A 21,374-nucleotide genomic window follows, 5' to 3' on the forward strand; every position below is an offset into this window, starting at 1 on the left:
TTTGCAGCCTTATGCGGTCACAGGGGTTAAGAGTTTAGCGAGTATGCCCGTCTGGTTTCAGTATGTGGTGGCGGTGTCCATCATCTACACGCTCGGCTTTAAGTCTCTGGTCTATCACCTGTTGGTGAAGCGGGGTATCTGATGGAAGTCATTCAAGCACAGGGCTTAGACGGCAACACATAAAACCGGTCTAAAGGCCAATGGCACACTAAAGAAAGGCTACCGATTTAAGAAAGGTGGTGGAGTGGTTAAAGCTAAAGCAAGTACAACGAAAAGAAGTACACGAAAGCGTAAGTAAACTAAAGCCCGCATATTAGCGGGCTTTGTTAATCTTCCACTGACACACCCAGATCTGTACCTAGCTTTGAAAGAAGCTTGAAGTCCAAAGGCCAATCAGCAGTAGCTCTATTTCGCTTTCTCATTATAAGCCAACTAGAAAAAATAGAAATGCTCTGTTTATAGAATGGATCAAGCTGGTAATTATCGTTGATTACATCCTTAACAAACTCATTCTTTGCTAGAAAGAGTTTTATATCCTGGGCGGTTCTCTCTGATATTAAATCTTCAAACTCATCAAGAATTACTAGTGATGACTTCTGCATCTTCATTGGTTCCACTCCAATAAGCTTTTTATAAATGGAGTCAAGTTCTTGAGATATCTTAAAGTCTTCAATAGCACCGTGATTCAAGCTGTTGTTTACATCAGAGAAAAAGTCATCGGTTGTTTCTATTAAGGCCATGCTTTTAGCAACAGTTCGATGTACTTTTGGTTCTACTCTCCTCTTGGCCTTGTAAATTGCATCGTGTGTGAGCTCTGCATAAGCATGTTGTAACAACGTTCTTAATTGCAGCTCACAAGGAGTGTCTTTTAGGATCTTTTGCCCTTGAAACTCTATATCTTTACTTGCACGAACAACATAGTGGACAGATTGATATGTGAAAAGAAGTGGGTCTTTATTTCTCTCGTTATCAAAATGCCTGCACTCTATGTCGGACCAAAGAGCACTGCTTTTGATTATGTTCGAGATTGCTTCAATCTGCTCCACAAGTAGAACTACGAATCTTCCACCAACCTTATCTTCAATATCGTTGTACGGATCATCGTAGCTCTTACTTGGACGATAGAACGCTTTATCTATTAAGGATTCGTTCGACTTAACTCTGGCCTTTGCCGGCTGTTTCAAGAAAGTCGATATATCATAGCCTTTTTGTTCGAGTTCCCGTGTAATCTCATATACGACAAAATCGCCCCATGCTTGATACATAGGCTTTTCTTGATTCCATTTCTCTAAGAATTCAGCTTGATTCATTCTTGTGTGACTATTCGGTCTTTAACTAAGATTTTAGTCCAATTAACTTTCTCACCATCATTTTCTTTAATAGTTTCAATTTCAATAAGGTCTTGAAATTTCTCTGAAGGAGCGGTGATCTTTATATTGTTACTGAATGACAACTTTCTAGTTTTAAGTTTGCTGGTTATGTGTTCAGTATCCTTAATGAAAGCTGTGTTAGGCAAACCAGCGTCTTCCAAACGCTCATTATACTCATCTTGCACTGCAGGGCTGAAGTAACGCTCGCCAAATTCGTTACCGTCAATCGTTATATTGTTCTCAATTTTTAAATAAGAGACCAGAGCGTTTCTTAAGTCGTTTTTTTTCTCGACAGAAACTTCTAGTTTATCAATGAAAGCACAAGTAGTGTCATAAAATGCTTTTGTATGTCTGGCACTAGTTTCTGGGTAACCACACCCTAAAAAATCTGAGTAGAAGTACTGAGCTGCCGCTTTTCCATCTGTTTGGCTGATTTGTGAATCAGAAATATGGACTTCCCAAAGATTGTTTAGATCATCTGATTGACCACTCCCCTTTTCTGCGAAACCAGCGGTTTTAAAGAGTTTAGTAGCAGGAGTTAAAAGAGCTTCCTCAACATATTTAAGGGAAATTTGCTTGGTTAGTTCATTCTCTGTTTTTTCATAAGCGCTATGGATTTCAGCTTTCATTATGCCGACAATTTTCTTTCGCTTCGGTTTGGGGCCGAAAGAACCTCGAAAGACTACAACAATACCACCTGGGAGCTTTTTCTTTTTTTGAGCTTCAGCTAATAAATCAGCAACTTTGTATGACAAGTTGAGAAAATCTTTGTCATTAGCAGTGCTCAGATCTTGTATTAGAGATGATACATCTTTGCTACCTTGGTTAACTATGACCATATTTACTGCTTTAGATTGTGATCCGAGAGCATTAACGACACGTTGTTTAAATGTCTCCATTGCTGGCATGTCAAAATTGATCAGCTCCACACTTTTCTTTGGTGTTATTTTATTGCCTTGCGGATCTCGTTGAAAAATTTGATGAATGGCAATTTTTTTAATTTTTAAATCTAGTAAATGCATTATTGTTGCTCCTGCTCTTTTTCCGCAGATTTAGGTTTTAGATTTGTTTGGTTTTTATATATAGTGCTTCGCCAATCATTGCCATCTCGCTCCCATATTTCTTGGTATCGATCGAAAATATCGTTCAAAGCTTCTTGTGAAGTGTGATCAACAGAGATTTGAAAAACTAACTGATTTTTCAAATTATATAAATCTAAGAGGGTGGACTTTTGTCGAACCCATAGCTTTCTATAGTCAAAAGCAGCACTCCAACCATTTACGATGGTTAGCAAAGCTCCGAGCCCTAAAGCTGTGTTCTTTAAAGCATCCTCTGAGCCGGTGACTTTTAAACCGAGTATGAATGTAATCGCTGCACCTAGGACTATCGATAAAGCGGTTACGACTTGGTTGTAAAGCTTTTGTTTTTTCACTTTCGGTTTAAGCGTAACGATGTTTTGGTTTATTTGTTCAAGTAAGGCTTGAGCGGGGGTGTTTTTCTCTAATTCCATGACGTTGTGGACTATTGTTTTGTTTAATGCATATATTTCATGTGCTTAAGACCTAAAAAGAGGCTCATTGCTGAGCCTCTTTCCATTGGGTGAGTAGACAGTCTAGAGCTTCTTAATGAAGCGACTTTCTACGGCAATAGTGAAGTCTTCGCTGTCCGACAGTATAAACTGAATTGTTGAAACAGGAGAGCTGAGTTTGTCAGGGTTAACACCTAGGCTCATCGGAAGGTTAAGTACCTCACCAGGAGCTACCTGTACCGTCTGTTTTCCATACCAAGAGACATCACTCAGTCCTTCAACATTGAGCTGATACTCTTGCTGTTGCTGAGTTTTATTGATGATCTTTAGAGTGTATGTGTTTTCTATTTCACCTAGCCCATTCACTCTGAATAACTGGTTACGATCGCGAAGTACGCTTAGACCCGCAGGATCGACGCTAGCGACTTGAACAAAAAATAGACCAATCATAACGAGTAGAACGGCTCCATAACCGATCAGTTTAGGGCGAGCGACCTTGGTGTGCTTGCCTGATAAACGATGTTCGGTCGTGTAGCTGATCAATCCTTTGTCATAGCCCATTCGTTCCATCGTGTTGTCACACGCATCAATACAGGCACCACAGTTGATACATTCGTACTGTAGACCATCACGAATATCGATACCTGTAGGGCAGACCTGCACACACAGGTCACAATCAATACAATCACCCAAGCCTAGTGCTTTTGGATCGGCTTTGCGCGAACGAGGACCACGTGTTTCTCCACGTTTAGTGTCATAACCGACGATAAAGGTATCTTTGTCGAACATGGCTGACTGGAAACGAGCGTATGGGCACATGTGAATACACATAATTGAACGCATCCAACCTGCGTTGGCATAGGTACAAATTGCAAAGAATAACACCCAGAATACTGGCCAGAACTCAGCGTTAAAGGTGAAAAAGCCGACGACGAGTTCTTTGATTGGCACAAAGTAACCGGTAAAAGTAAAGCCTGTGGCCAGCGCAATCGCCCACCAAGCGAGATGTTTTGCTGTTTTGCGCATTGCAAGATTGGCTGTGAGCTTGCCAGAGTCTTGTTTGCGACGTTTATTAGCACTGCCTTCGAGCTTTTCTTCAAACCATATGTACATAAAGGTCCAGACGGTTTGTGGGCAGAGGTAGCCACACCATACACGGCCTAAGAAGGTCGTGAGGAAAAATAGGCCAAATGCGGCGATCATAAACAGCAGTGCAAGTAGTGTGAGGTCTTGCGGGTAAAGGGTTGTACCGAAAAAGTTAAACTGCTGATGGCCAATGTCTAACAAGATGGCTTGTCGGTCTCCGTAAGAGAGCCAAGGAATGAGTGCGAAAAATAGCAGTAGGAACCAACCACCATAGCGGCGTAATTTTTGAAAGGTACCTTTACTTTCGCGAACATAGATTCGGTTGCTTGGGTTAAACCTGTCCCCCTTAGTTTTATGAGTCTTAGGGTTAAAGGTCTTGGGAGTCACATCTTTGATATCGATTTTATCCTGACTCATTACGCTTCCTTCTTTAGGCTAATTGGCGAGATTTCTTATGTTCTCGCTCAGTAGACATTGCTGACTATTATTTTAGTAATCTCTTATGTTCGGCGATTATATACGCTATAACATTATTATTTCTTTAACACTATCAACCTTTAACAACAAAAATCATTACAGTTTTAAAAATTAATCGCCTAACAGTTTGGGTTTTAAGGGCAGTATGCGTATAAAAAAAAGCGACCACTGGTCGCCTTTGGGAGAGATCTTTTTTAGTCGATGATTCCACGAGCGCGTAAAATCGCCGTTTTAAAATCATCTTCTTGGTCTTTTTTCAGACCAGGGATCATTTCATCTTTGCTGCTGTTGCGCATTTTTAGGTGGTAGATCAGTACGTCATCGGTCAACTCTTCAAGTTTCCCGTGGTAACCCGCTTCTTGCGCTAGTTGGACGATAAACTGCAGCAGGTTCATTTCCTGATCTTTTTGCCACTCAGGTTCTAGCAGTTCGAGCAGTTCTTCAATTCGATGGCATTTCATTGGTTTTCTCCACACAACTTATAATGATTTGTCGCTAAAGGTAACAAATAGGTGCGGAGAAGGTAAGAAAAAAGCGCAGCCTAGACTGCGCTTTTTAATTAAGCTGCTTTAACCACTTTAGGAGAAGCGGCAGCCATCAAGGCTGTTTTTTCAACTAAAGTCATGGTAGTAGCGACTTGTTTTGCCATTGGAGCGGTCGCAAAACCACTACGACGGCGCATCGCACTACGATTTGTGTGCGAAAACCTGACTGCTGTTGGGCGCATCGAGTTACCTAACTGTCAGGCATATCCATTGCCAATGTAATGGCCTGATTAACTATGAGTTGAGCTCCATTACTGAAGTTTGGCTCTTCTGGCGCACGCCAATCCAAATAATTAATCAGGAATATTGATATGCAAGCACATCAATAAATAGATTAGCATTATCAGTAAGATTGGTCGATATCTAATCGATGTGTAGATGCTGCAATAATGTGAACAAGTCACTAGTAGTGAGACAGCAAACAAGATTAGTATGAAAACATTGTTATAGTCTCGTGTTTGCCAAGGAGGTGTGTATGTCGTTGTTTAAGAAAACGCTGGCGACGTTTGGTATTGGCTCAGCAAAAGTCGACTCTGTGCTTCAGCAAGAAGTGCTGTATCCGGGACAAAAACTCAATATTACGATTCATGTCTACGGTGGCTCGACTGCGCAAGAGATTGATAACATCGATCTCAAGCTATACTGCCGCTATATCAAAGAGGTTCCTGCTAACCACGATAAAGAGAAAGCCAATGCAGGGCGAATGCGCCGTGTACCGGCAAGTTATGCGTTAGCTGAGTGGTCACTTCCATATGCGTTCACCATTGAACCAGGCGAAAGTCGAGACTTCTCTGTAGAACTTGATGTGCCTTGGAATACTCCAGTCACGATTGGTGATTCCAAAGTCTGGCTTGAAACTGGTCTAGACATCGCAATGGCTAAAGATCCAACCGATAAAGATATCCTGACGGTACGACCTGATCCTCTTCTCGATGGTATTTTCACAGCACTGGAAGAACAAGGCTTACGTATTCGTCAGGTGGAGTGTGAAGCTGTCGACGGTTTTGCCATGCCGTTTGTGCAGGAGTTTGAGTTCGTGCCAACCACGGGGCCGTTTCACGGTCGCTGGCGAGAGTTAGAAGTGGTTGCTTATCGTAGTGAAGACGAGCTGCAATTGTGGTTTGAGATTGATCGCCATCGAGAAGGCGCTAAAGGTATGCTTGCAAGCTTACTGGGTATCGGTGATCTCAAGCGTCAGATGTCGATTCCGCTGCATACATCAGCTCAAGAAGCGGGGCAGAAAGTTATCGAGTATTTGGATAACCACTCTTAACCAAAAAGTAACCATTTTCAGCTTACAAGTGTAAGCTTAATGTGCCATACTCCTGAGTAATTATTCCAATCGTTACTCAAGAGTAAGGTCAAATGTCTGCGAATCCAGCCGCTGCATACAGTGTTAAAGAAGAGTTTGCCAATACGATCACCCATGCTTTAGGAATGGTGCTGAGTATTGTTGGCTTGGTACTGTTACTGCTCAAATCTACAGAACACAACGCCGATACGCTGACAATTACCAGCATGAGTATTTACGGCGGCAGCATGATTGTGCTGTTTCTTGCTTCTACTCTCTACCATGCCGTCCCCTATCAAAAAGCGAAACGAGCGCTTAAAACTTTCGACCATTGTGCTATCTACTTACTTATAGCGGGTAGCTATACACCGTTTCTTCTGGTGAGTTTGCGTACACCTTTAGCAATCAGTTTGATGGTGGTGATTTGGAGTATTGCTCTGTTTGGCATCATTATGAAGATGGCGTTTGTCTATCGGTTCAAACGGCTTTCTCTTGCCACGTATCTGATCATGGGTTGGTTATCATTGATAGTGATTTATCAATTAGCGATGCATTTAGCGCTTGGAGGGCTAACTTTGCTTGCTGCTGGTGGAGTGATCTATTCGTTGGGTGTGATCTTCTATGTTGCTAAACGCATCCCCTACAATCATGCAATCTGGCATGGCTTTGTTTTAGCAGGATGCGCTTGCCATTTTTTCGCGATTTATCTTTATGTCGACCCTGTTTAACGGGTTTCGACTTTGATGATTTTTGCGTTGATTTGGTACTGCTCAGCGCGTTCAACAGGGATCTTGATTGTTTTACCTGCGACGGCCTGTTGAGGTCTTAGGTAGGTATCAGCAAGGCGCTTGATGGAAGTCCAAACCGCAAATGTTTGTTCAGAGATAACCTCTCCAGACATGTTTAATAACTCTACCTCTACTTCAACCAGTACGACAGACTGAGTGCTTTGGTTCGTCAAAGAGGTCTCAATAACCAACTGATCAGATTGATACTGTGCAGATCCAAGCAGTACATCAACGCCAGAGTCAGATAGCTGCATTACTGGTTTTTGACTACCAAGTTGAATTACGCTGCCCACTTGTCGGTTAATCACAGGAATAGCCGCGACGGTTTTTACTGGGATAGACGGTGTATCAGTTGACGCTTAAACTATGTATTGCCAAGTAAAATCATCATTCAGCTGTACTTGGCGCCCATCGGCAAGAGTGACTGTCTGCGCCGCGTAAATCATAGTGCTCGCAAGCAAGCATGAAAGTCCAATCGTCGTTTTCATATTTATTCCTTAACGTCGCCAGAAGGCAGGGAAGAAAAGCACCAGTAGAGTCAGTATCTCTAAGCGTCCCATTAACATTCCCAGGCTGAGGAGCCATTTAGCAGCGTCAGGTAGGGGAGCAAAGTTGCCTGTTGGTCCGATAATAGAACCCATCCCAGGCCCAACGTTTGCAACCGCAGTAATAGAGCCCGAAATACTGGTAATTGGGTCAAGGCCCATGGCACTCAGTCCCCCAGCAATCGCGATAATCGTGATAAAAAAAGTTAAGCCGAAAGCCACTACTGAACGCACGATATCATCATTGACCGGACGGTTGTTGTAGCGTTGAACAAATACACCAGAAGGGTGAATTAGTTTCATCATCTGCTTGTTGAGTAGGGTTACAGCAATCTGAAAGCGGAACACTTTGATGCCGCCAGAGGTAGAACCGGAGCAGGCGCCTGCCATCATTAAGAACGCAAATAGAGTGGTTGGCAGAGCTCCCCAAGCGGTGAAATCTTCAAGACCAAATCCGGTGGTAGTGACAACGGAGACGATGTTAAACATGGATACTCGCAGGGCATCGAGCACCGCATAGCCATCTCGAATCACCAACCAAGCAGATATAATTAGACTGCTTATAAGAAATAAATAAGTGAATCCACGCACCTGAGCATCATTGAGCAGCTCATTCAAGCGACGTTTTCTGATGACGGCAACGAACAGTAAGAAGGGCAGTCCACCTAAAAACATAAACAAGGTCGCGACCCAATGAGCGCCATTTGAGAAGTGGTTCATTGAACCATCAGAAGTGGAGTAGCCACCAGTCGATAGCGTGGTAAAGGCATGGTTAATGGCCTCAAATAGATTCATTCCTGTTATCAGGTAGCCAACAATACACAAACCCGTTAACGCCAGATAAACCGCAACAATGTTTTTAGCCACTGTTTTGGCTCTTGGGCTACTTTTATCTGACCAGTCTGATGATTCGGTATGGAAGAGCTTCATACCACCAACGTTTAACATCGGAAGAACCGCAACAGCCATGACGATAAAGCCAATGCCTCCCAGCCACTGCAATATTGAACGCCACAGCAGGATACTTGGCGCCATATTGTCTAGCCCACTTAGCACCGTAGACCCAGTAGTAGTGATGCCTGACATGGTTTCAAAGTAGGCGTCAGTGAAACTGATATGATTGATAAACACGAATGGTAAGGCGGCAAAAGCACTGGCGATAGTCCATACCAAACTGGTGATCAGAAACATGTCACGCACACTGAGTTTAAAGTCTCTCGTTCGCCCGACACTTAGGCAGCAGAAGGCGGCTAAATGGGTGATTAGCACAGCTTGACCAAATTCGAGAAAACCCGAAGTACCAGTGATAAAGGCGACTAAGGTGGGGACGTACATAAATAGGGCTAGTTTAGAAAGTACTAACCCTATTACAAAAAGTACGGGACGAAAGTTAACCATAACCCGAGCCTATAGGAAGAATGGACTTGGCTGGAATAGTGCTTCTACGTCTGGTACGTACTTCTTATCAACGAGGAACATCACTACGTGATCATCCTGTTCGATAACCGTACGGTCATGGGCAATGAGTACCTCTTCACCACGGACGATTGCGCCGATAGTGGTACCCGGTGGTAGTTTGATGTCGCCAATCGCTCGGCCAACCACCTTGGACGTGGTTTCATCGCCGTGGGCGATTGCTTCGATTGCTTCAGCGGCTCCACGACGTAGTGAAGATACGTTGACAATATCTGCTCGACGCACGTGGGTTAGCAGTGCTGATATTGTGGCCTGCTGTGGCGAGATCGCAACGTCGATAACACCGCCTTGTACAAGGTCAACATAGGCACCGCGTTGGATCAACACCATTACCTTCTTTGCTCCCATACGTTTGGCGAGCATGGCTGACATAATGTTGGTTTCATCTTCGTTGGTTAGAGCAATAAATACATCAACCTGATCGATGTTCTCTTCAGCTAGCAATTCTTGGTCGGCAGCATCGCCACAGAAAACAATGGTGTTCTCTAGTTCTTCAGACAGCGTTTCAGCTCGCTGATAGCTTCGTTCAATAAGTTTGACGCTGTATGACTGCTCAAGACGACGCGCTAGGCTGGCACCGATGTTACCCCCGCCGACGATCATGATGCGACGATAAGGTTTCTCAAGACGTTGCAGTTCACTCATGACTGAGCGGATATGATTGCTGGCGGCGACAAAGAACACTTCATCATCAGCCTCGATAATGGTTGTACCCTGAGGTCTGATAGGTCGACCTTGACGGAAAATCGCCGCTACACGAGTATCGATATGCGGCATGTGTTCACGCAATGCCGACAGCGCGTTACCCACTAATGGGCCACCGTAATAGGCTTTCACCGCAACCAGGCTGACTTTCTGTTCTGCGAAGCTCACAACCTGTAAAGCTCCTGGATACTGGATCAAGCGTTCAATGTAACTGGTGACGAGTTCTTCAGGTGCAATTAAATGATCGACGGGTACGGCGCCAGATTGGAATAGTGCTTCTTTTTCAGCGAGGTATTCTGGTGAACGAATACGAGCGATACGGTTTGGTGTATTAAACAGAGAAAAAGCCACCTGACAAGCGGCCATGTTAGTTTCATCCATGTTGGTTACTGCAACCAACATATCAGCATCTTGTGCACCGGCTTCGCGCAGTACGTCTGGGTGACTTGCGTGACCATTAACCACACGGAGATCGTATTTGTCTTGAAGCTCACGCAGACGATCTGAGTCTCTATCGACGATGGTTATGTCGTTGTTCTCACCGACAAGGTTTTCTGCCAACGTGCCGCCAACTTGACCCGCACCAAGAATGATGATTTTCATACCGTTTTCTCGTTTAACTACTTAAAAAGGCGACAGGATTGCTGCCGTCCTATCACTTACGCGTTCTTAGTTAGGATGGCGTAATAGAAGCCATCCATATCCTCTTCACCTGGTAAAATCTGACGTCCAGGGTTACTCACATCTGAACCTTGCAACTGAGCGTCTGAAGTGCGAGCTAGGAAAGCTTTCACCTGCTCCTTGTTCTCTTGAGGTGTGATTGAACAGGTTGCATACACTAGAGTGCCGCCCGGCTTCAGTTGTTGCCACATTGCATCAAGGATTTCGCTTTGTAGCTCGGCCAAGGCGGCAATGTCGTCAGCTCGGCGTAACCACTTGATATCAGGGTGACGACGAATAACGCCAGTCGCAGAACAAGGTGCATCGAGTAGAATGCGATCAAATTGCTCACCTTGCCACCAATCTTGCGGATTTCGTGCGTCACCGCAAATCACTTTGGCTTTGAGGTTCAAACGCTGCAAGTTATCGTGAACGCGCTTCAAACGTGTATCGTCGCAATCAATGGCAACCACTTCACAACCCTGAGTGCGTTCCAGAATGTGTGCTGTTTTACCGCCAGGGGCCGCACAACAGTCTAAGATCAATTCGCCATCTTGCGGTGTTAGGTAGTTAATCGATAACTGCGCGGCCGCATCCTGAACGGACACCCAACCTTTTTCAAAGCCAGGCAGTTTTGTCACGTCACATGGGGTGGCCAATTTTAAGGCGTCTTTGGCTTCACTATGAATCGTGTTATCAATGTTTTCATTTTTAAGTAATTCAAGGTATTCATCACGCGAGTGGTGTTGGTGGTTAACACGTAGCCACATTGGTGCTTTGTTGTTGTTCGCTTCAACAATCTCTTGCCACTGCTCTGGATAGCTCTCTTGAAGTAACTTCAGTAGCCAACTTGGATGACCATATTTGCCAGCATTGTGACTCACCGCTATTGCGTCTAACTCTTGCTGATGACGCTGATAATTACGTAAAACTGCGTTGATCAAGCCGCGTAGACGTGGGCCTTTAAGAGTGTTTGTTCCCTCTACCGTTTCACCTACCGCCGCATGTGCGGGAATACGCATAAAGCTAAGTTGGTAGATACCGACCAGAATCAGGTGGTGAAAGACACGTTGTTTACCTTTGAGTGGCTTATCCATCAACTCGTTGGCAATGGATTCCAAGCGTGGGAGGTAACGTAGTGCACCATAACAAATCTCTTGTAATAGTGCGTGGTCACGAGGCTTGATAGTTTGTTGAGCCGCAGGGAGTGCGCTCGAAAGAGAGTGACCTTTGTCGACCACTTGGAATAGGACGTTGGCTGCAGCAGCGCGAACATTCATGTTGAGTACCTTAATGGTGCGAGAGCATCTCTGCTCTCGAAAAGTTCGTAATAGTGAGCCCAATGATAATGACTGGGCTCGAATGGGGACTAGCTAAGTACGCTACCCACTTCAAACCAGTTTGCACGAGAGTTAAGAATATCTTGTACTGGCATGGCTTTTTTACCCGGTATCTGTAGCTGTTCTAGGACAAGTACACCTTTGCCTGTCGCGACATAGATACCAGACTTGTCTGCTTGCAAAATTGTGCCCGCAGGTTTCGCTGAAGTTTGCTCTTCAACACGGCTTTGCCAAACTTTGATGCTATTTTCAGCGGCATCAAAGTGGCTCATTGGCCAAGGATTGAACGCACGGACGCAACGCTCGATGTGTTGAGCCTCATCATTCCAGTTGATAAGAGCTTCTTCTTTGCTGAGTTTTTTCGCGTAATTTGCCAGTTCATCGTCTTGCTTTTCTGCCACTGCCGTACCATTCGCGATATCTGTTAGGCATTCCACCAAAGCTTGAGGACCAAGTTCTGCCAACTTCTCGTACATTGATGCGCTGGTGTCGTTAGCCTCAATAGGTAGAGTGGCAATTTTTAGCATATCGCCAGTATCAAGGCCGATATCCATTTGCATGATGGTCACGCCAGTCTCTTTGTCACCCGCCCAAATAGAACGTTGAATCGGAGCCGCACCACGCCAGCGTGGAAGAATTGAACCGTGAACGTTAATACAACCGAGTCTTGGTGTATCGAGTACCGCTTGAGGCAGAAGCAGACCGTAAGCAACCACAACCATGAGATCGGCATTCAGTTCTGCCAATTCTTGTTTCGCCTCATCTGATTTGAAGTTTTCTGGCTGATATACCGGAATGTTATGCTCAAGAGCGATATTTTTAACTGGGCTTGCTGTCAGCTTCTTACCTCGACCCGCTGGGCGATCTGGTTGAGTGTAAACAGCAATGATCTCGTGCTCCGAAGACAACAACGCCGCCAAGTGACGGGCGGCGAAATCCGGAGTACCAGCAAAAACAATTTTTAAAGGTTTGCTCAAGGTACCTTCCTTCTATTAGTTAGCGATTAAGCGTTCGTATTTTTCTCGTTGAAGCGTTTAATTTTCGCAAGCTTGTCTTGGATGCGTTTACGCTTTAGAGGCGAAAGATAATCTACAAAAAGTTTGCCTTCTAAGTGGTCAAGCTCATGCTGAATACAAATAGCTAATAGATCGTCAGCTTCAAAAGTGAATTCTTCGCCATCACGATTAAGTGCTTTTACCGTTACTTCAGCTGCTCGTGGCACAAGTGCACGTGCGCCAGGAACCGATAGACAGCCTTCTTCAATGCCATCTTCACCGCGTTTTTCGATGATTTCTGGGTTGATCAGAACCATAGGTTCGTCACGGGTATCGGAAACATCGATAACAACGATACGTTGGTGGAAATCTACTTGGGTTGCAGCCAAGCCGATACCTTCTTCGTCGTACATGGTTTCAATCATGTCATCAACGAACTTTTGAATCTCAGGTGTCACTGCTTCTACGGGCTTTGCCACTGTGCGCAGGCGATCATCTGGGAATGTTAATACTTGTAATACAGACATATACACTCGAATGTTGAACTGTGCCAAATCAGGATAAACCTTGTTGGCTCAATTCTAGACATTTTACATCTCAAATGACAGCATCAATGCGGCTTTTTGAGTCGCTTCTTGTTCATGAAGCGAGTGATGTCGATGACACAACCACGCAACTAGAGCTGCTAATTGTGGTGGTTTTGTTAAGTGATTGAGTGCTTGGTGCATATTTACGGGGTAGGAAATCTTTAAACTTCAAGCTGCCTACGTACCCCTAAGGCAAGCTTGTATAACATCAAGGAATAACAGTGATATCTGATGAAGAACTCAGTGCTTGGTTGTCACTGTATTTTACTCCCGGAATTGGCTCTAAGAGCTTTACTCGCTTATTGGAATACGATTCTCCCATCAATATCGTTACCTCTAAAGCGACTGCCTTATTAGCTCTAGGAATGAACGACAGGCAGGTTGACTATCTTCACCATCGCGCACGGAAAGATGTAGAGCAGTGTTTTGATTGGCAGGCGCAGATGGGCAATAACCACATCGTCACATTACTTGATCAAGGTTATCCCGAACTTTTAAAACAGGCTTCAGGTTCACCCGCAATTTTATTTGTTAAAGGGAGTGTTGAGAGCTTGTCGCAACCTCAAATAGCGATAGTGGGCAGTCGATCCGCCAGTCATGAAGGGCTTGATACGGCTCGTCAATTTGCCAAGCATTTGGTGAAGCAGGGTTTAGCTGTGACCAGTGGGCTAGCGCTTGGGGTCGATGGATACGCACATGATGGTGCTCTACAGGGGGGCGGACAAACTCTTGCCGTTTTAGGGTGTGGTTTACAGACCGTTTATCCTACACGCCACCGTGATTTGGCGGGTCGAATTCTTGATGCTGGAGGCGCGCTTGTTTCTGAATTGCATCCTCATGCCAAACCAAAGTCGGCACACTTTCCGCGTCGTAACAGAATAATTAGTGGCCTTTCTGTTGGTGTTTTGGTTGTCGAGGCGGCGGAAAAGAGTGGTTCCCTTATTACTGCTCGTTACGCTCTTGAACAAGGGCGAGAAGTGTTTGCCTTGCCAGGTTCAATTCACAATGTGAACGCGAGGGGATGTAACCTTCTGATTAAACAGGGGGCTTGCTTGGTATTAACGGTGGATGACATTGTGAGTGAAGTAGAAACGCTTTTGCAGTGGTCTAACAAAAGTGAGCCTCCGATTCAAAATGAGCTATTCAATGAAATTGGTGGTAAAGAACAATTGCCATTTTCTCAGCTGTTAGCTAACGTAGGAAGTAAGGCTACACCAGTTGATATTCTTGCAAACAGGACCAATATACCTGTGCAGGAAGTCATGATGCAGCTCTTGGAGCTTGAGCTCTCAGGGCATGTTGTTGCAGTTAGTGGTGGCTATATTCTTAAGGGGAGGGGCTAGCTATGATGATGGATATCCTAATGTATCTATTCGAGACCTACATCCATAGCGATGCAGATTTACAGGTCAATCAAGATGAGCTAGAAGAAGAGCTTCTTCGCGCTGGTTTTCATCAAAAAGACATATACAAAGCTCTCGTCTGGCTAGAAGAGTTAGCAGCACTGCAGCAAAGTGAAACTCACTCGGCGATTTCAGTGTGTAGCACTTCAAACTCAACTCGTATTTATACGGCTAAAGAGTGTGAACGTCTTAGCCTTGAATGTCGTGGTTTTTTAACCTTTTTAGAGCAGGTTAATGTGTTGACGACAGAAACTCGTGAAATGGTTGTCGACCGTATTATGGGTTTAGAAACTGATGAGTTTGAGTTAGACGATCTGAAATGGATTGTGTTGATGGTGCTATTTAATGTGCCAGGTAATGAAAACGCTTATACGCTTATGGAAGAGCTGTTGTATACCAAAGAGCAAGGTATTCTGCATTAATCTTCAAGAGTAGATATGAGTAACAAAATAGATCATCAGCTGTTCTCTGCCCATGAACATGCGTTAGAGCATCAAGCATGTCCTAAGTGTCAGGAACAGCACCGTGAGGGTGAACTTCAGCTTCGTCATGGTAGGCATGGTCCTTTTCTCGGTTGCAACCAGTATCCGGCCTGCGACTACATTAAGCCATTGCATCAAAATGATGGCCATATCGTTAAAGAGTTAGGTGTAGCGTGCCCAGAGTGCGGTAATGAACTGGTTTTGCGTCAGGGTCGCTATGGCATGTTCATTGGATGCAGTCACTATCCCCAGTGCCAACATATTGAGTCGCTCGAAAAGCCAAAACAAGAGCAAACGCCACAAACGTACACTTGTCCTGAATGCCATAAAGGACAGCTTGTCGAACGTAAAACGCGCTTTGGCAAACTCTTTTATGCTTGTGACAACTATCCAAAATGCAAGTTTGCCGTGAATCAACCCCCAGTTGGAGGCAGTTGCGAGCAATGTGGTTATCCACTATTAGTCGAGAAGAAACTCGCCAGTGGCAATAAGCGCCAGTGCGCAAATCGGAAATGTCATCACACCCAATCAGAGCAATAAAAAACGGCGCATAAAGCGCCGTTTTTGCTTCTTATTCTCTATTCCGAGAAGTGCTCGGCAAATTCATGCACCGCAGGAAAAGCTTGCTTATCAAGCAGGTTGGCCAGTGCACATAATTTGCGCTGAAGCTCACCGTTGTAGTCTCCACAGACATTGATATGTCCCATCTTGCGTCCAGCACGTTTCTCTTTGCCGTACCAGTGGATATGACACCCATCCATCGCAAGCACTTTTGTTGGTAATGTATCTTCACCTAAGATGTTGATCATTGAGGTCGAACGGATCAGTTTTGTACTGCCAAGTGGTAAGCCACACACTGCACGTAGATGGTTTTCAAACTGACAGGTTTCTGCACCTTGTTGAGTCCAGTGACCTGAGTTGTGTACTCGTGGGGCGATTTCATTGACCAGCAGGGTGCCGTCGACATCAAAAAATTCCAGCGCTAATACACCCACATACTCGAGTCGCTCTGCGATCGCAGTAAACATCGCCTTTGCTTGTTCTTGCAGTTCAGTATCTGCAATCGCGGTTGAGAGAGTCAGCACGCCGTCTGTGTGGATGTTCTCTGCGAGTGGGTAGACGGCGATTGAACCATCTTTACCACGAGCACCAACCAAAGAGACTTCTCGGTTGAAAGGAACAAACTGTTCTGCAACGATCGCTTGTGTAGGCGTTGCCGCAATGCAATCAGCCATCTCAGTCCAGATTTGCTCTACTTGAGCCATCTCTTTCAAACGCCATTGACCTTTGCCATCATAGCCACCTAGCGCACTCTTGAGCACCATTGGAATACCGACATGGTCGATAGCCTGATCGAAATCTTCGCGCGTCTCGATCACATAATACTTAGCATTGCGAACATCCGCTTGATCGAGAAGCGACTTTTCAAGTCGACGATCGCCGCCAGCTTTAATCGCTTGTGTTGATGGGAGAAACTTTCCGCTTTGCTCGCAGATCTCAAGAATAGGATGTGGAATATGTTCAAACTCTGCGGTGATGACATCCGCTTTTTCGATCGCATTTTCCAACCCGTGGCCAATAACTGCTTGTGTTAGTGGGTGAACAATATTTTCACTACCGACATCGTAGGCAGAGATCTCAATGTTAAGAGGTGCACCAGCAAGTGACATCATTCGCGCCAGTTGGCCTGCGCCTAACACTAAAACATGCATCGACTTAATCCTCTGCTGGATTTGGGTTTGCTAGAACGGTTTCAGTTTGCTCACGACGGAAAGCTTCCACTTTCGCCATGATTTCTTCATCGTGAGTACCTAGGATTTGAGCGGCGAGAATGCCTGCGTTTGCTGCGCCAGCCTCACCAATAGCAAGAGTACCAACTGCAATCCCTTTCGGCATCTGAACGATGGAGTACAGTGAATCCAATCCACTCAGTGCACGAGACTGAACGGGTACACCCAGTACAGGTAGAGATGTAAAGGCTGCCGCCATACCTGGTAGATGTGCTGCGCCACCTGCGCCAGCAATAATCACTTTTAGCCCACGTTGCTTTGCGGTGGTTGCGTAATCTGCAAGAAGCTGAGGGGTACGGTGCGCTGACACAACTTTGGTTTCGTACTCAACGCCAAACTTGTCTAGCATTTCTGCGGCTAGCTTCATTGTTGGCCAATCTGATTTTGAACCCATGATGATACCGACTTTCATCTCAAACTCCTTCAAAGCACATAGAATAGTGAGCAAATAATTTGAGCGCATTATACGGGGATTTTTGATCGAAGCAAACGTTTGCGTTGGGTTTGAAAGCGACGCCTATGAATTTGTCGACAAATAGCTTTAGTGTGTGGTTGCGAATGTTTGTACACTTGTGCGGATTGATGATTAATAGGAAGTGACTTGGTGGATAACTTTGATAAGGCGCTCAGCGCTTTGCGTAATGGTGAAGTCATCGCTTACCCAACCGAAGGCGTGTTTGGGGTCGGATGCGATCCCGATAATCCTCAAGCCATTGATAAGCTACTAAAACTCAAACAGAGACCAAAGGACAAAGGGCTGATTCTCATCGCAGCAAGTTACCAACAGTTGCTGCCTTATATTGATGAATCTCAGTTGACGCCAAAGCAGTTAGAGCAAGTAAAGCAAAGTTGGCCCGGACCGGTAACTTGGATCATGCCTTGTAGCGACAAAGTCTCTGTCTGGGTTTGCGGTCAATATAATTCGATTGCAGTTCGTGTGAGTGATCATCCTTTGGTACAAAAGATGTGTAATGTATTTGGAAAGCCGTTAACCTCTACCAGCGCGAATTTGACTGGTCAGCCACCCTGTATGACGACTGATGAAGTCTACCAGCAATTGGGTAGCCAATTGGTTGCTGTCTTGGAGGGGGAAACAGGGGGGCGTAATAAACCCAGTGAGATTCGTGATGCTAAAACCTCACAAGTATTAAGACAGGGATAACCCTGCAGTTAAGGAAGTCGTATGTCAGCCATAGATAAACTAGCGGTTAAGCAGTTTTTAATGAAACTTCAGGATTCAATTTGTCAGCAATTGGAAGAGGCTGATGGACAAGCGGTGTTTGTCGAAGATGCATGGCACCGTGAACCTGGGGAGAAATTGGGCGGGGGCGGCCGTACTCGTGTCATGAAAGATGGTGCGGTATTTGAACAAGGTGGAGTTAACTTCTCCCATGTTGAAGGGAAAGAGATGCCGGCCTCAGCAACAGCGCATCGTCCTGAACTGGCTGGGCGTCGTTTTGAAGCGATGGGGGTCTCTTTGGTTATGCACCCGAATAACCCTTATGTACCAACCTCTCACGCTAATGTACGTTTCTTTATTGCCGAGAAAGAGGGTGAAGACCCTATCTGGTGGTTCGGTGGTGGTTTCGATTTAACGCCATTCTACCCATTCGAAGAAGATGCTCAGTACTGGCACAATACGGCTAAGGAAGTGTGTGCCCCATTCGGTAGCGAAGTTTATCCAGAACATAAAGCTTGGTGTGACCGATATTTCTATCTCCCTCATCGCGATGAAACTCGTGGTGTTGGCGGCTTGTTCTTTGATGATCTCAACCATTGGGAATTCGACAAGTGCTTTGATTACATCAAGGCGGTAGGTGAAGGTTATACTCAAGCTTATTTGCCTATTATCGAGCGTCGTAAAGAGACTGCATACGGCGAGCGTGAACGTCAGTTCCAGTTATATCGCCGAGGTCGCTATGTTGAGTTTAACCTAGTGTTTGACCGTGGCACTCTATTTGGCCTACAGAGTGGTGGCCGGACTGAGTCGATCCTAATGTCGATGCCTCCGCTTGCGCGTTGGGAGTATGCTTATCAAGTTGAACCTAACTCACCGGAAGCTGAGCTCTATGATCATTACCTTAAACCAAGAGAGTGGTAAGGCTTTCTTCCTTATATAGATAGTGATAGGGTCAACTTAACTTAGTTGACCCTTTTTATTTCTGCAGGTAAGGATATGACACAGCAAATAGATCGCTACGCCGTTTTTGGTAATCCCATTGGACACAGTAAATCACCATTTATTCACACTCTATTTGCCCGCCAGACTAACCAGTCTCTTACTTACACAGCAGAGCTTGCGCCTGTTGATGAATTTAACAGTGCCGCAAAGATGTTTTTTTCTACTGGCGGCAAAGGGTGCAATGTGACAGTGCCGTTCAAAGAAGATGCTTACCAATTCGCGACACGACTTACTGAGCGAGCGAAACTCGCTGGTGCGGTCAATACCTTAAAGAAGCTAGATGATGGTGAAATCATTGGTGACAACACTGATGGGGAAGGGCTGGTACAAGATCTGTTGCAACACCAAGTGCCGCTGAAAGATGCGCGAATACTTATCATTGGTGCTGGTGGCGCAGCGAGAGGGGTAATAAAGCCATTACTTGATCAACAACCAAGTGAAATCGTTATTACCAACCGAACATTCTCCAAGGCGTTGCAGCTTGAAGAGATGTTTTCTCCATATGGACGGGTCCATTCCGTAGCAATGTCAGAGATAAATGATGGCTTTGATGTGGTGATTAACTCTACGTCGGCGAGTCTAAGTGGTGAACTCCCTGAAATCTCTCCTGATATATTTACTAAGCATACGCATGTCTACGACATGATGTACAGTGCGGGCAACACAGCGTTTAATCAATGGGCTATAGATAATAAGGTAGCCGCTGCCTACGATGGCTTGGGTATGTTGGTTGGTCAGGCCGCAGAAAGCTTTATGTTGTGGCGTGGACTTCGACCAGGAACCAAACAAATTCTGCGCGAACTGCGTAAGAATCTAGAAGGAATGTAAAATTGAATCAGTCGATCCTATTTCCAGATCTACAGTCTTGGGATGAGCAACATAAAGAGATGACGTTCCCTGCTCAGCTGGCTGGGGCACTCATTGAATGTGTCATTACTCAGGCTGAATTGGAAAAATTATCCGGACAAACCATCAACAATGCTCAACAAGCCCTAGACCTCTTTACTCAATATCGTTTTGATCTAGAGGAACTTGCCGAGCAACTTATCGAAGATGAAGAGTTCAACGCTGATGGAAAAGTAGAGGTAACTAATTAAGTTCTTCTACCTGATGTAGGTAGTCCTCTTTGTTCTGTACATAGTTATCTGCAGACTTTTGCAAGAAAGCACGTTCAGCATCATTAAGAGGGCGTGCTTGTTTGATTGGGCTGCCTACATAAAGATAACCGCTTTGCAAAACCTTTCCGGGTGGAACCAGACTGCCTGCTCCTATCATTACCTCATCTTCTATTACAACACCATCCAGTACGATTGCGCCCATACCAACTAAAACACGGTCTTTGATGGTACAGCCATGAAGCATCACCTTGTGACCTATGGTTACGTCATTGCCAATAATAAGAGGGTAGCCTTCTGGGTTGGCTGCGTTCTTATGGGTAACATGAAGTACGCTTCCATCTTGGATATTAGTACGTTCGCCAATATGGATATGGTTAACGTCTCCGCGAGCGGCCACCAAAGGCCAAACGCTAGAGTCATCGCCAATTTGAATGTCGCCAACTAAAATAGAACTACTATCTATATAGACGCGTTGGCCGATTTGGGGCTTGATACCTTTATAACTGCGCAGAGAGCTCATTTTATCTCCTAGTAAGAAGGGGGAATTTGCCAATATTGGCGTAGAAAAGTGACAAAAATAGATGGTTTTGAATAGAAAATACCCAAACAGCAAAAAAATCAAAAAAAACTCAAAAAAGCACTTGCCAATGTGATGGCGATCTCTATAATGCCCCCTCGCTGACACGGGAACAGTTCGAAGCTAAGGTTTCGAAAGAATGAAAGCCCAGTTAGCAGGTCACTTAGCCAAGTGGAAACGCTTGAAAAAAGTTTGAAAAAAGTGGTTGACACTAAACTTTAACTCGCTAAAATGGCCGTCCGATTTGAGCTGAGCGCGTAGTTCAAAGCTCAGTCGGAACGCTCTTTAACAATATAAACCTATCAATCTGTGTGGGCACTCGTTGATGATAATCCAATTAGAAATTTCTCTAAATAAAGAGGGGTTTCAAATTAGGTTTCAATGAAACGAAGTGACCAAACGAGACTTCTTTTGGAAACATTAGAGGAC

At 45.0% G+C, this 21,374-nt stretch carries 23 protein-coding genes and 1 pseudogene; 9 read left to right on the forward strand and 15 right to left on the reverse strand.

Translation table 11 applies throughout. From position 1 onward, the window contains the following. Positions 1–326: 326 nt before the first annotated feature. The 6 genes from QTN95_RS09715 to QTN95_RS09740 form a co-directional block, all read right to left on the reverse strand. Complete coding sequence (locus QTN95_RS09715) at positions 327–1,310, reverse strand: GTP pyrophosphokinase (RefSeq protein ID WP_331417333.1); 984 nt, start codon at positions 1,308–1,310, stop codon at positions 327–329. Continuing rightward, positions 1,307–2,392 carry a nucleoid-associated protein gene (locus QTN95_RS09720; RefSeq protein WP_331417334.1) on the reverse strand — a complete coding sequence of 362 codons (1,086 nt, stop codon included), beginning with the start codon at positions 2,390–2,392 and terminating at the stop codon, positions 1,307–1,309. The genes QTN95_RS09715 and QTN95_RS09720 overlap by 4 nt, the downstream gene beginning before the upstream one ends. Further along, a complete protein-coding gene (locus tag QTN95_RS09725; RefSeq protein WP_331417335.1) occupies positions 2,392–2,880 on the reverse strand; it encodes an SLATT domain-containing protein in 489 nt (162 codons plus the stop codon). Before QTN95_RS09725 ends, QTN95_RS09720 begins: the two co-directional genes overlap by 1 nt. A gap of 102 nt (positions 2,881–2,982) precedes the next feature. Continuing rightward, positions 2,983–4,401 carry a cytochrome c oxidase accessory protein CcoG gene (gene ccoG / locus QTN95_RS09730; RefSeq protein WP_331417336.1) on the reverse strand — a complete coding sequence of 473 codons (1,419 nt, stop codon included), beginning with the start codon at positions 4,399–4,401 and terminating at the stop codon, positions 2,983–2,985. A 254-nt stretch (positions 4,402–4,655) separates the two neighbouring features. Continuing rightward, entirely contained in the window at positions 4,656–4,922 is a 267-nt protein-coding gene (locus tag QTN95_RS09735) for a YihD family protein (protein ID WP_138972833.1), read from the reverse strand. A 98-nt stretch (positions 4,923–5,020) separates the two neighbouring features. Continuing rightward, the gene (locus QTN95_RS09740) at positions 5,021–5,188 is read right to left on the reverse strand and encodes a hypothetical protein (RefSeq protein ID WP_269378302.1); all 168 of its coding nucleotides are present in this window, start codon (positions 5,186–5,188) and stop codon (positions 5,021–5,023) included. A 293-nt stretch (positions 5,189–5,481) separates the two neighbouring features. Here QTN95_RS09740 and QTN95_RS09745 point away from each other — a divergent pair, with 293 nt between their 5' ends. Beyond that, on the forward strand, positions 5,482–6,279 hold the full coding sequence (locus QTN95_RS09745; RefSeq protein ID WP_331417337.1) for a sporulation protein: 798 nt from the start codon (positions 5,482–5,484) through the stop codon (positions 6,277–6,279). 92 nt (positions 6,280–6,371) lie between these two features. Further along, on the forward strand, positions 6,372–7,025 hold the full coding sequence (gene trhA / locus QTN95_RS09750; RefSeq protein ID WP_331417338.1) for a PAQR family membrane homeostasis protein TrhA: 654 nt from the start codon (positions 6,372–6,374) through the stop codon (positions 7,023–7,025). Here the strand turns inward: trhA and QTN95_RS09755 are convergent. From QTN95_RS09755 to def, 6 genes and pseudogenes are all read right to left on the reverse strand, one after another. After that, a pseudogene (locus tag QTN95_RS09755) lies at positions 7,022–7,573 on the reverse strand (DUF3157 family protein). The gene trhA and the pseudogene QTN95_RS09755 overlap by 4 nt on opposite strands. Before the next feature lie 9 nt (positions 7,574–7,582). After that, positions 7,583–9,028, reverse strand: coding sequence for a TrkH family potassium uptake protein (locus QTN95_RS09760; protein ID WP_331417339.1), 1,446 nt, complete (start codon positions 9,026–9,028; stop codon positions 7,583–7,585). Positions 9,029–9,037: 9 nt separating this feature from the next. Then, complete coding sequence (gene trkA / locus QTN95_RS09765) at positions 9,038–10,414, reverse strand: Trk system potassium transporter TrkA (protein WP_331417340.1); 1,377 nt, start codon at positions 10,412–10,414, stop codon at positions 9,038–9,040. Between the two features lie 56 nt (positions 10,415–10,470). Next, entirely contained in the window at positions 10,471–11,751 is a 1,281-nt protein-coding gene (rsmB, locus tag QTN95_RS09770; RefSeq protein ID WP_331417341.1) for a 16S rRNA (cytosine(967)-C(5))-methyltransferase RsmB, read from the reverse strand. 89 nt (positions 11,752–11,840) lie between these two features. Further along, the gene (gene fmt, locus QTN95_RS09775) at positions 11,841–12,788 is read right to left on the reverse strand and encodes a methionyl-tRNA formyltransferase (RefSeq protein WP_331417342.1); all 948 of its coding nucleotides are present in this window, start codon (positions 12,786–12,788) and stop codon (positions 11,841–11,843) included. A gap of 26 nt (positions 12,789–12,814) precedes the next feature. Then, on the reverse strand, positions 12,815–13,333 hold the full coding sequence (gene def / locus QTN95_RS09780; protein ID WP_331417343.1) for a peptide deformylase: 519 nt from the start codon (positions 13,331–13,333) through the stop codon (positions 12,815–12,817). A gap of 284 nt (positions 13,334–13,617) precedes the next feature. On the opposite strand from def, the gene dprA reads away from it, so the two are divergent. From dprA to QTN95_RS09795, 3 genes are read left to right on the forward strand one after another with little or no spacing between them, the layout of a single operon-like run. Next, positions 13,618–14,736 (forward strand): DNA-processing protein DprA, encoded by a 1,119-nt coding sequence (gene dprA, locus QTN95_RS09785; protein WP_331417351.1) that lies wholly within the window; start codon positions 13,618–13,620, stop codon positions 14,734–14,736. 2 nt (positions 14,737–14,738) lie between these two features. After that, complete coding sequence (locus QTN95_RS09790; protein ID WP_138972824.1) at positions 14,739–15,218, forward strand: DUF494 family protein; 480 nt, start codon at positions 14,739–14,741, stop codon at positions 15,216–15,218. 15 nt (positions 15,219–15,233) lie between these two features. Then, the gene (locus tag QTN95_RS09795) at positions 15,234–15,818 is read left to right on the forward strand and encodes a DNA topoisomerase family protein (protein ID WP_331417344.1); all 585 of its coding nucleotides are present in this window, start codon (positions 15,234–15,236) and stop codon (positions 15,816–15,818) included. A 38-nt stretch (positions 15,819–15,856) separates the two neighbouring features. On the opposite strand, the gene QTN95_RS09800 is transcribed toward QTN95_RS09795, so the two are convergent. Together QTN95_RS09800 and purE are read right to left on the reverse strand one after the other, a co-directional pair. Next, the gene (locus tag QTN95_RS09800) at positions 15,857–16,990 is read right to left on the reverse strand and encodes a 5-(carboxyamino)imidazole ribonucleotide synthase (RefSeq protein WP_331417345.1); all 1,134 of its coding nucleotides are present in this window, start codon (positions 16,988–16,990) and stop codon (positions 15,857–15,859) included. Between the two features lie 4 nt (positions 16,991–16,994). Next, positions 16,995–17,480 carry a 5-(carboxyamino)imidazole ribonucleotide mutase gene (gene purE / locus QTN95_RS09805; RefSeq protein WP_138972821.1) on the reverse strand — a complete coding sequence of 162 codons (486 nt, stop codon included), beginning with the start codon at positions 17,478–17,480 and terminating at the stop codon, positions 16,995–16,997. A gap of 192 nt (positions 17,481–17,672) precedes the next feature. Here purE and QTN95_RS09810 point away from each other — a divergent pair, with 192 nt between their 5' ends. The 4 genes from QTN95_RS09810 (at position 17,673) to QTN95_RS09825 (ending at position 20,347) form a co-directional block, all read left to right on the forward strand. Then, positions 17,673–18,230 carry an L-threonylcarbamoyladenylate synthase gene (locus QTN95_RS09810; protein WP_331417346.1) on the forward strand — a complete coding sequence of 186 codons (558 nt, stop codon included), beginning with the start codon at positions 17,673–17,675 and terminating at the stop codon, positions 18,228–18,230. Between the two features lie 21 nt (positions 18,231–18,251). Continuing rightward, on the forward strand, positions 18,252–19,169 hold the full coding sequence (gene hemF, locus QTN95_RS09815; protein WP_331417347.1) for an oxygen-dependent coproporphyrinogen oxidase: 918 nt from the start codon (positions 18,252–18,254) through the stop codon (positions 19,167–19,169). Positions 19,170–19,244: 75 nt separating this feature from the next. Further along, on the forward strand, positions 19,245–20,078 hold the full coding sequence (aroE, locus tag QTN95_RS09820; protein ID WP_331417348.1) for a shikimate dehydrogenase: 834 nt from the start codon (positions 19,245–19,247) through the stop codon (positions 20,076–20,078). A 2-nt stretch (positions 20,079–20,080) separates the two neighbouring features. Further along, the gene (locus tag QTN95_RS09825) at positions 20,081–20,347 is read left to right on the forward strand and encodes a DUF1488 domain-containing protein (protein WP_331417349.1); all 267 of its coding nucleotides are present in this window, start codon (positions 20,081–20,083) and stop codon (positions 20,345–20,347) included. Here the strand turns inward: QTN95_RS09825 and QTN95_RS09830 are convergent. Further along, entirely contained in the window at positions 20,340–20,888 is a 549-nt protein-coding gene (locus QTN95_RS09830; protein WP_331417350.1) for a gamma carbonic anhydrase family protein, read from the reverse strand. The two genes, QTN95_RS09825 and QTN95_RS09830, sit on opposite strands and share 8 nt — an antisense overlap. Positions 20,889–21,374: the final 486 nt, after the last annotated feature.

This window comes from Vibrio sp. M260112, assembly GCF_036533775.1.
In the GTDB taxonomy this organism is placed as follows: domain Bacteria; phylum Pseudomonadota; class Gammaproteobacteria; order Enterobacterales; family Vibrionaceae; genus Vibrio.

Coding starts and splice junctions, on each gene's coding strand:
- QTN95_RS09715 (WP_331417333.1), bottom strand. CDS start 1,310: ATGAATCAAGCTGAATTCTTAGAGAAATGGAATCAAGAAAAGCCTATG.
- QTN95_RS09720 (WP_331417334.1), bottom strand. CDS start 2,392: ATGCATTTACTAGATTTAAAAATTAAAAAAATTGCCATTCATCAAATT.
- QTN95_RS09725 (WP_331417335.1), bottom strand. CDS start 2,880: ATGGAATTAGAGAAAAACACCCCCGCTCAAGCCTTACTTGAACAAATA.
- ccoG (WP_331417336.1), bottom strand. CDS start 4,401: ATGAGTCAGGATAAAATCGATATCAAAGATGTGACTCCCAAGACCTTT.
- QTN95_RS09735 (WP_138972833.1), bottom strand. CDS start 4,922: ATGAAATGCCATCGAATTGAAGAACTGCTCGAACTGCTAGAACCTGAG.
- QTN95_RS09740 (WP_269378302.1), bottom strand. CDS start 5,188: ATGCGCCCAACAGCAGTCAGGTTTTCGCACACAAATCGTAGTGCGATG.
- QTN95_RS09745 (WP_331417337.1), top strand. CDS start 5,482: ATGTCGTTGTTTAAGAAAACGCTGGCGACGTTTGGTATTGGCTCAGCA.
- trhA (WP_331417338.1), top strand. CDS start 6,372: ATGTCTGCGAATCCAGCCGCTGCATACAGTGTTAAAGAAGAGTTTGCC.
- QTN95_RS09760 (WP_331417339.1), bottom strand. CDS start 9,028: ATGGTTAACTTTCGTCCCGTACTTTTTGTAATAGGGTTAGTACTTTCT.
- trkA (WP_331417340.1), bottom strand. CDS start 10,414: ATGAAAATCATCATTCTTGGTGCGGGTCAAGTTGGCGGCACGTTGGCA.
- rsmB (WP_331417341.1), bottom strand. CDS start 11,751: ATGAATGTTCGCGCTGCTGCAGCCAACGTCCTATTCCAAGTGGTCGAC.
- def (WP_331417343.1), bottom strand. CDS start 13,333: ATGTCTGTATTACAAGTATTAACATTCCCAGATGATCGCCTGCGCACA.
- QTN95_RS09790 (WP_138972824.1), top strand. CDS start 14,739: ATGATGATGGATATCCTAATGTATCTATTCGAGACCTACATCCATAGC.
- QTN95_RS09795 (WP_331417344.1), top strand. CDS start 15,234: ATGAGTAACAAAATAGATCATCAGCTGTTCTCTGCCCATGAACATGCG.
- QTN95_RS09800 (WP_331417345.1), bottom strand. CDS start 16,990: ATGCATGTTTTAGTGTTAGGCGCAGGCCAACTGGCGCGAATGATGTCA.
- purE (WP_138972821.1), bottom strand. CDS start 17,480: ATGAAAGTCGGTATCATCATGGGTTCAAAATCAGATTGGCCAACAATG.
- hemF (WP_331417347.1), top strand. CDS start 18,252: ATGTCAGCCATAGATAAACTAGCGGTTAAGCAGTTTTTAATGAAACTT.
- aroE (WP_331417348.1), top strand. CDS start 19,245: ATGACACAGCAAATAGATCGCTACGCCGTTTTTGGTAATCCCATTGGA.
- QTN95_RS09830 (WP_331417350.1), bottom strand. CDS start 20,888: ATGAGCTCTCTGCGCAGTTATAAAGGTATCAAGCCCCAAATCGGCCAA.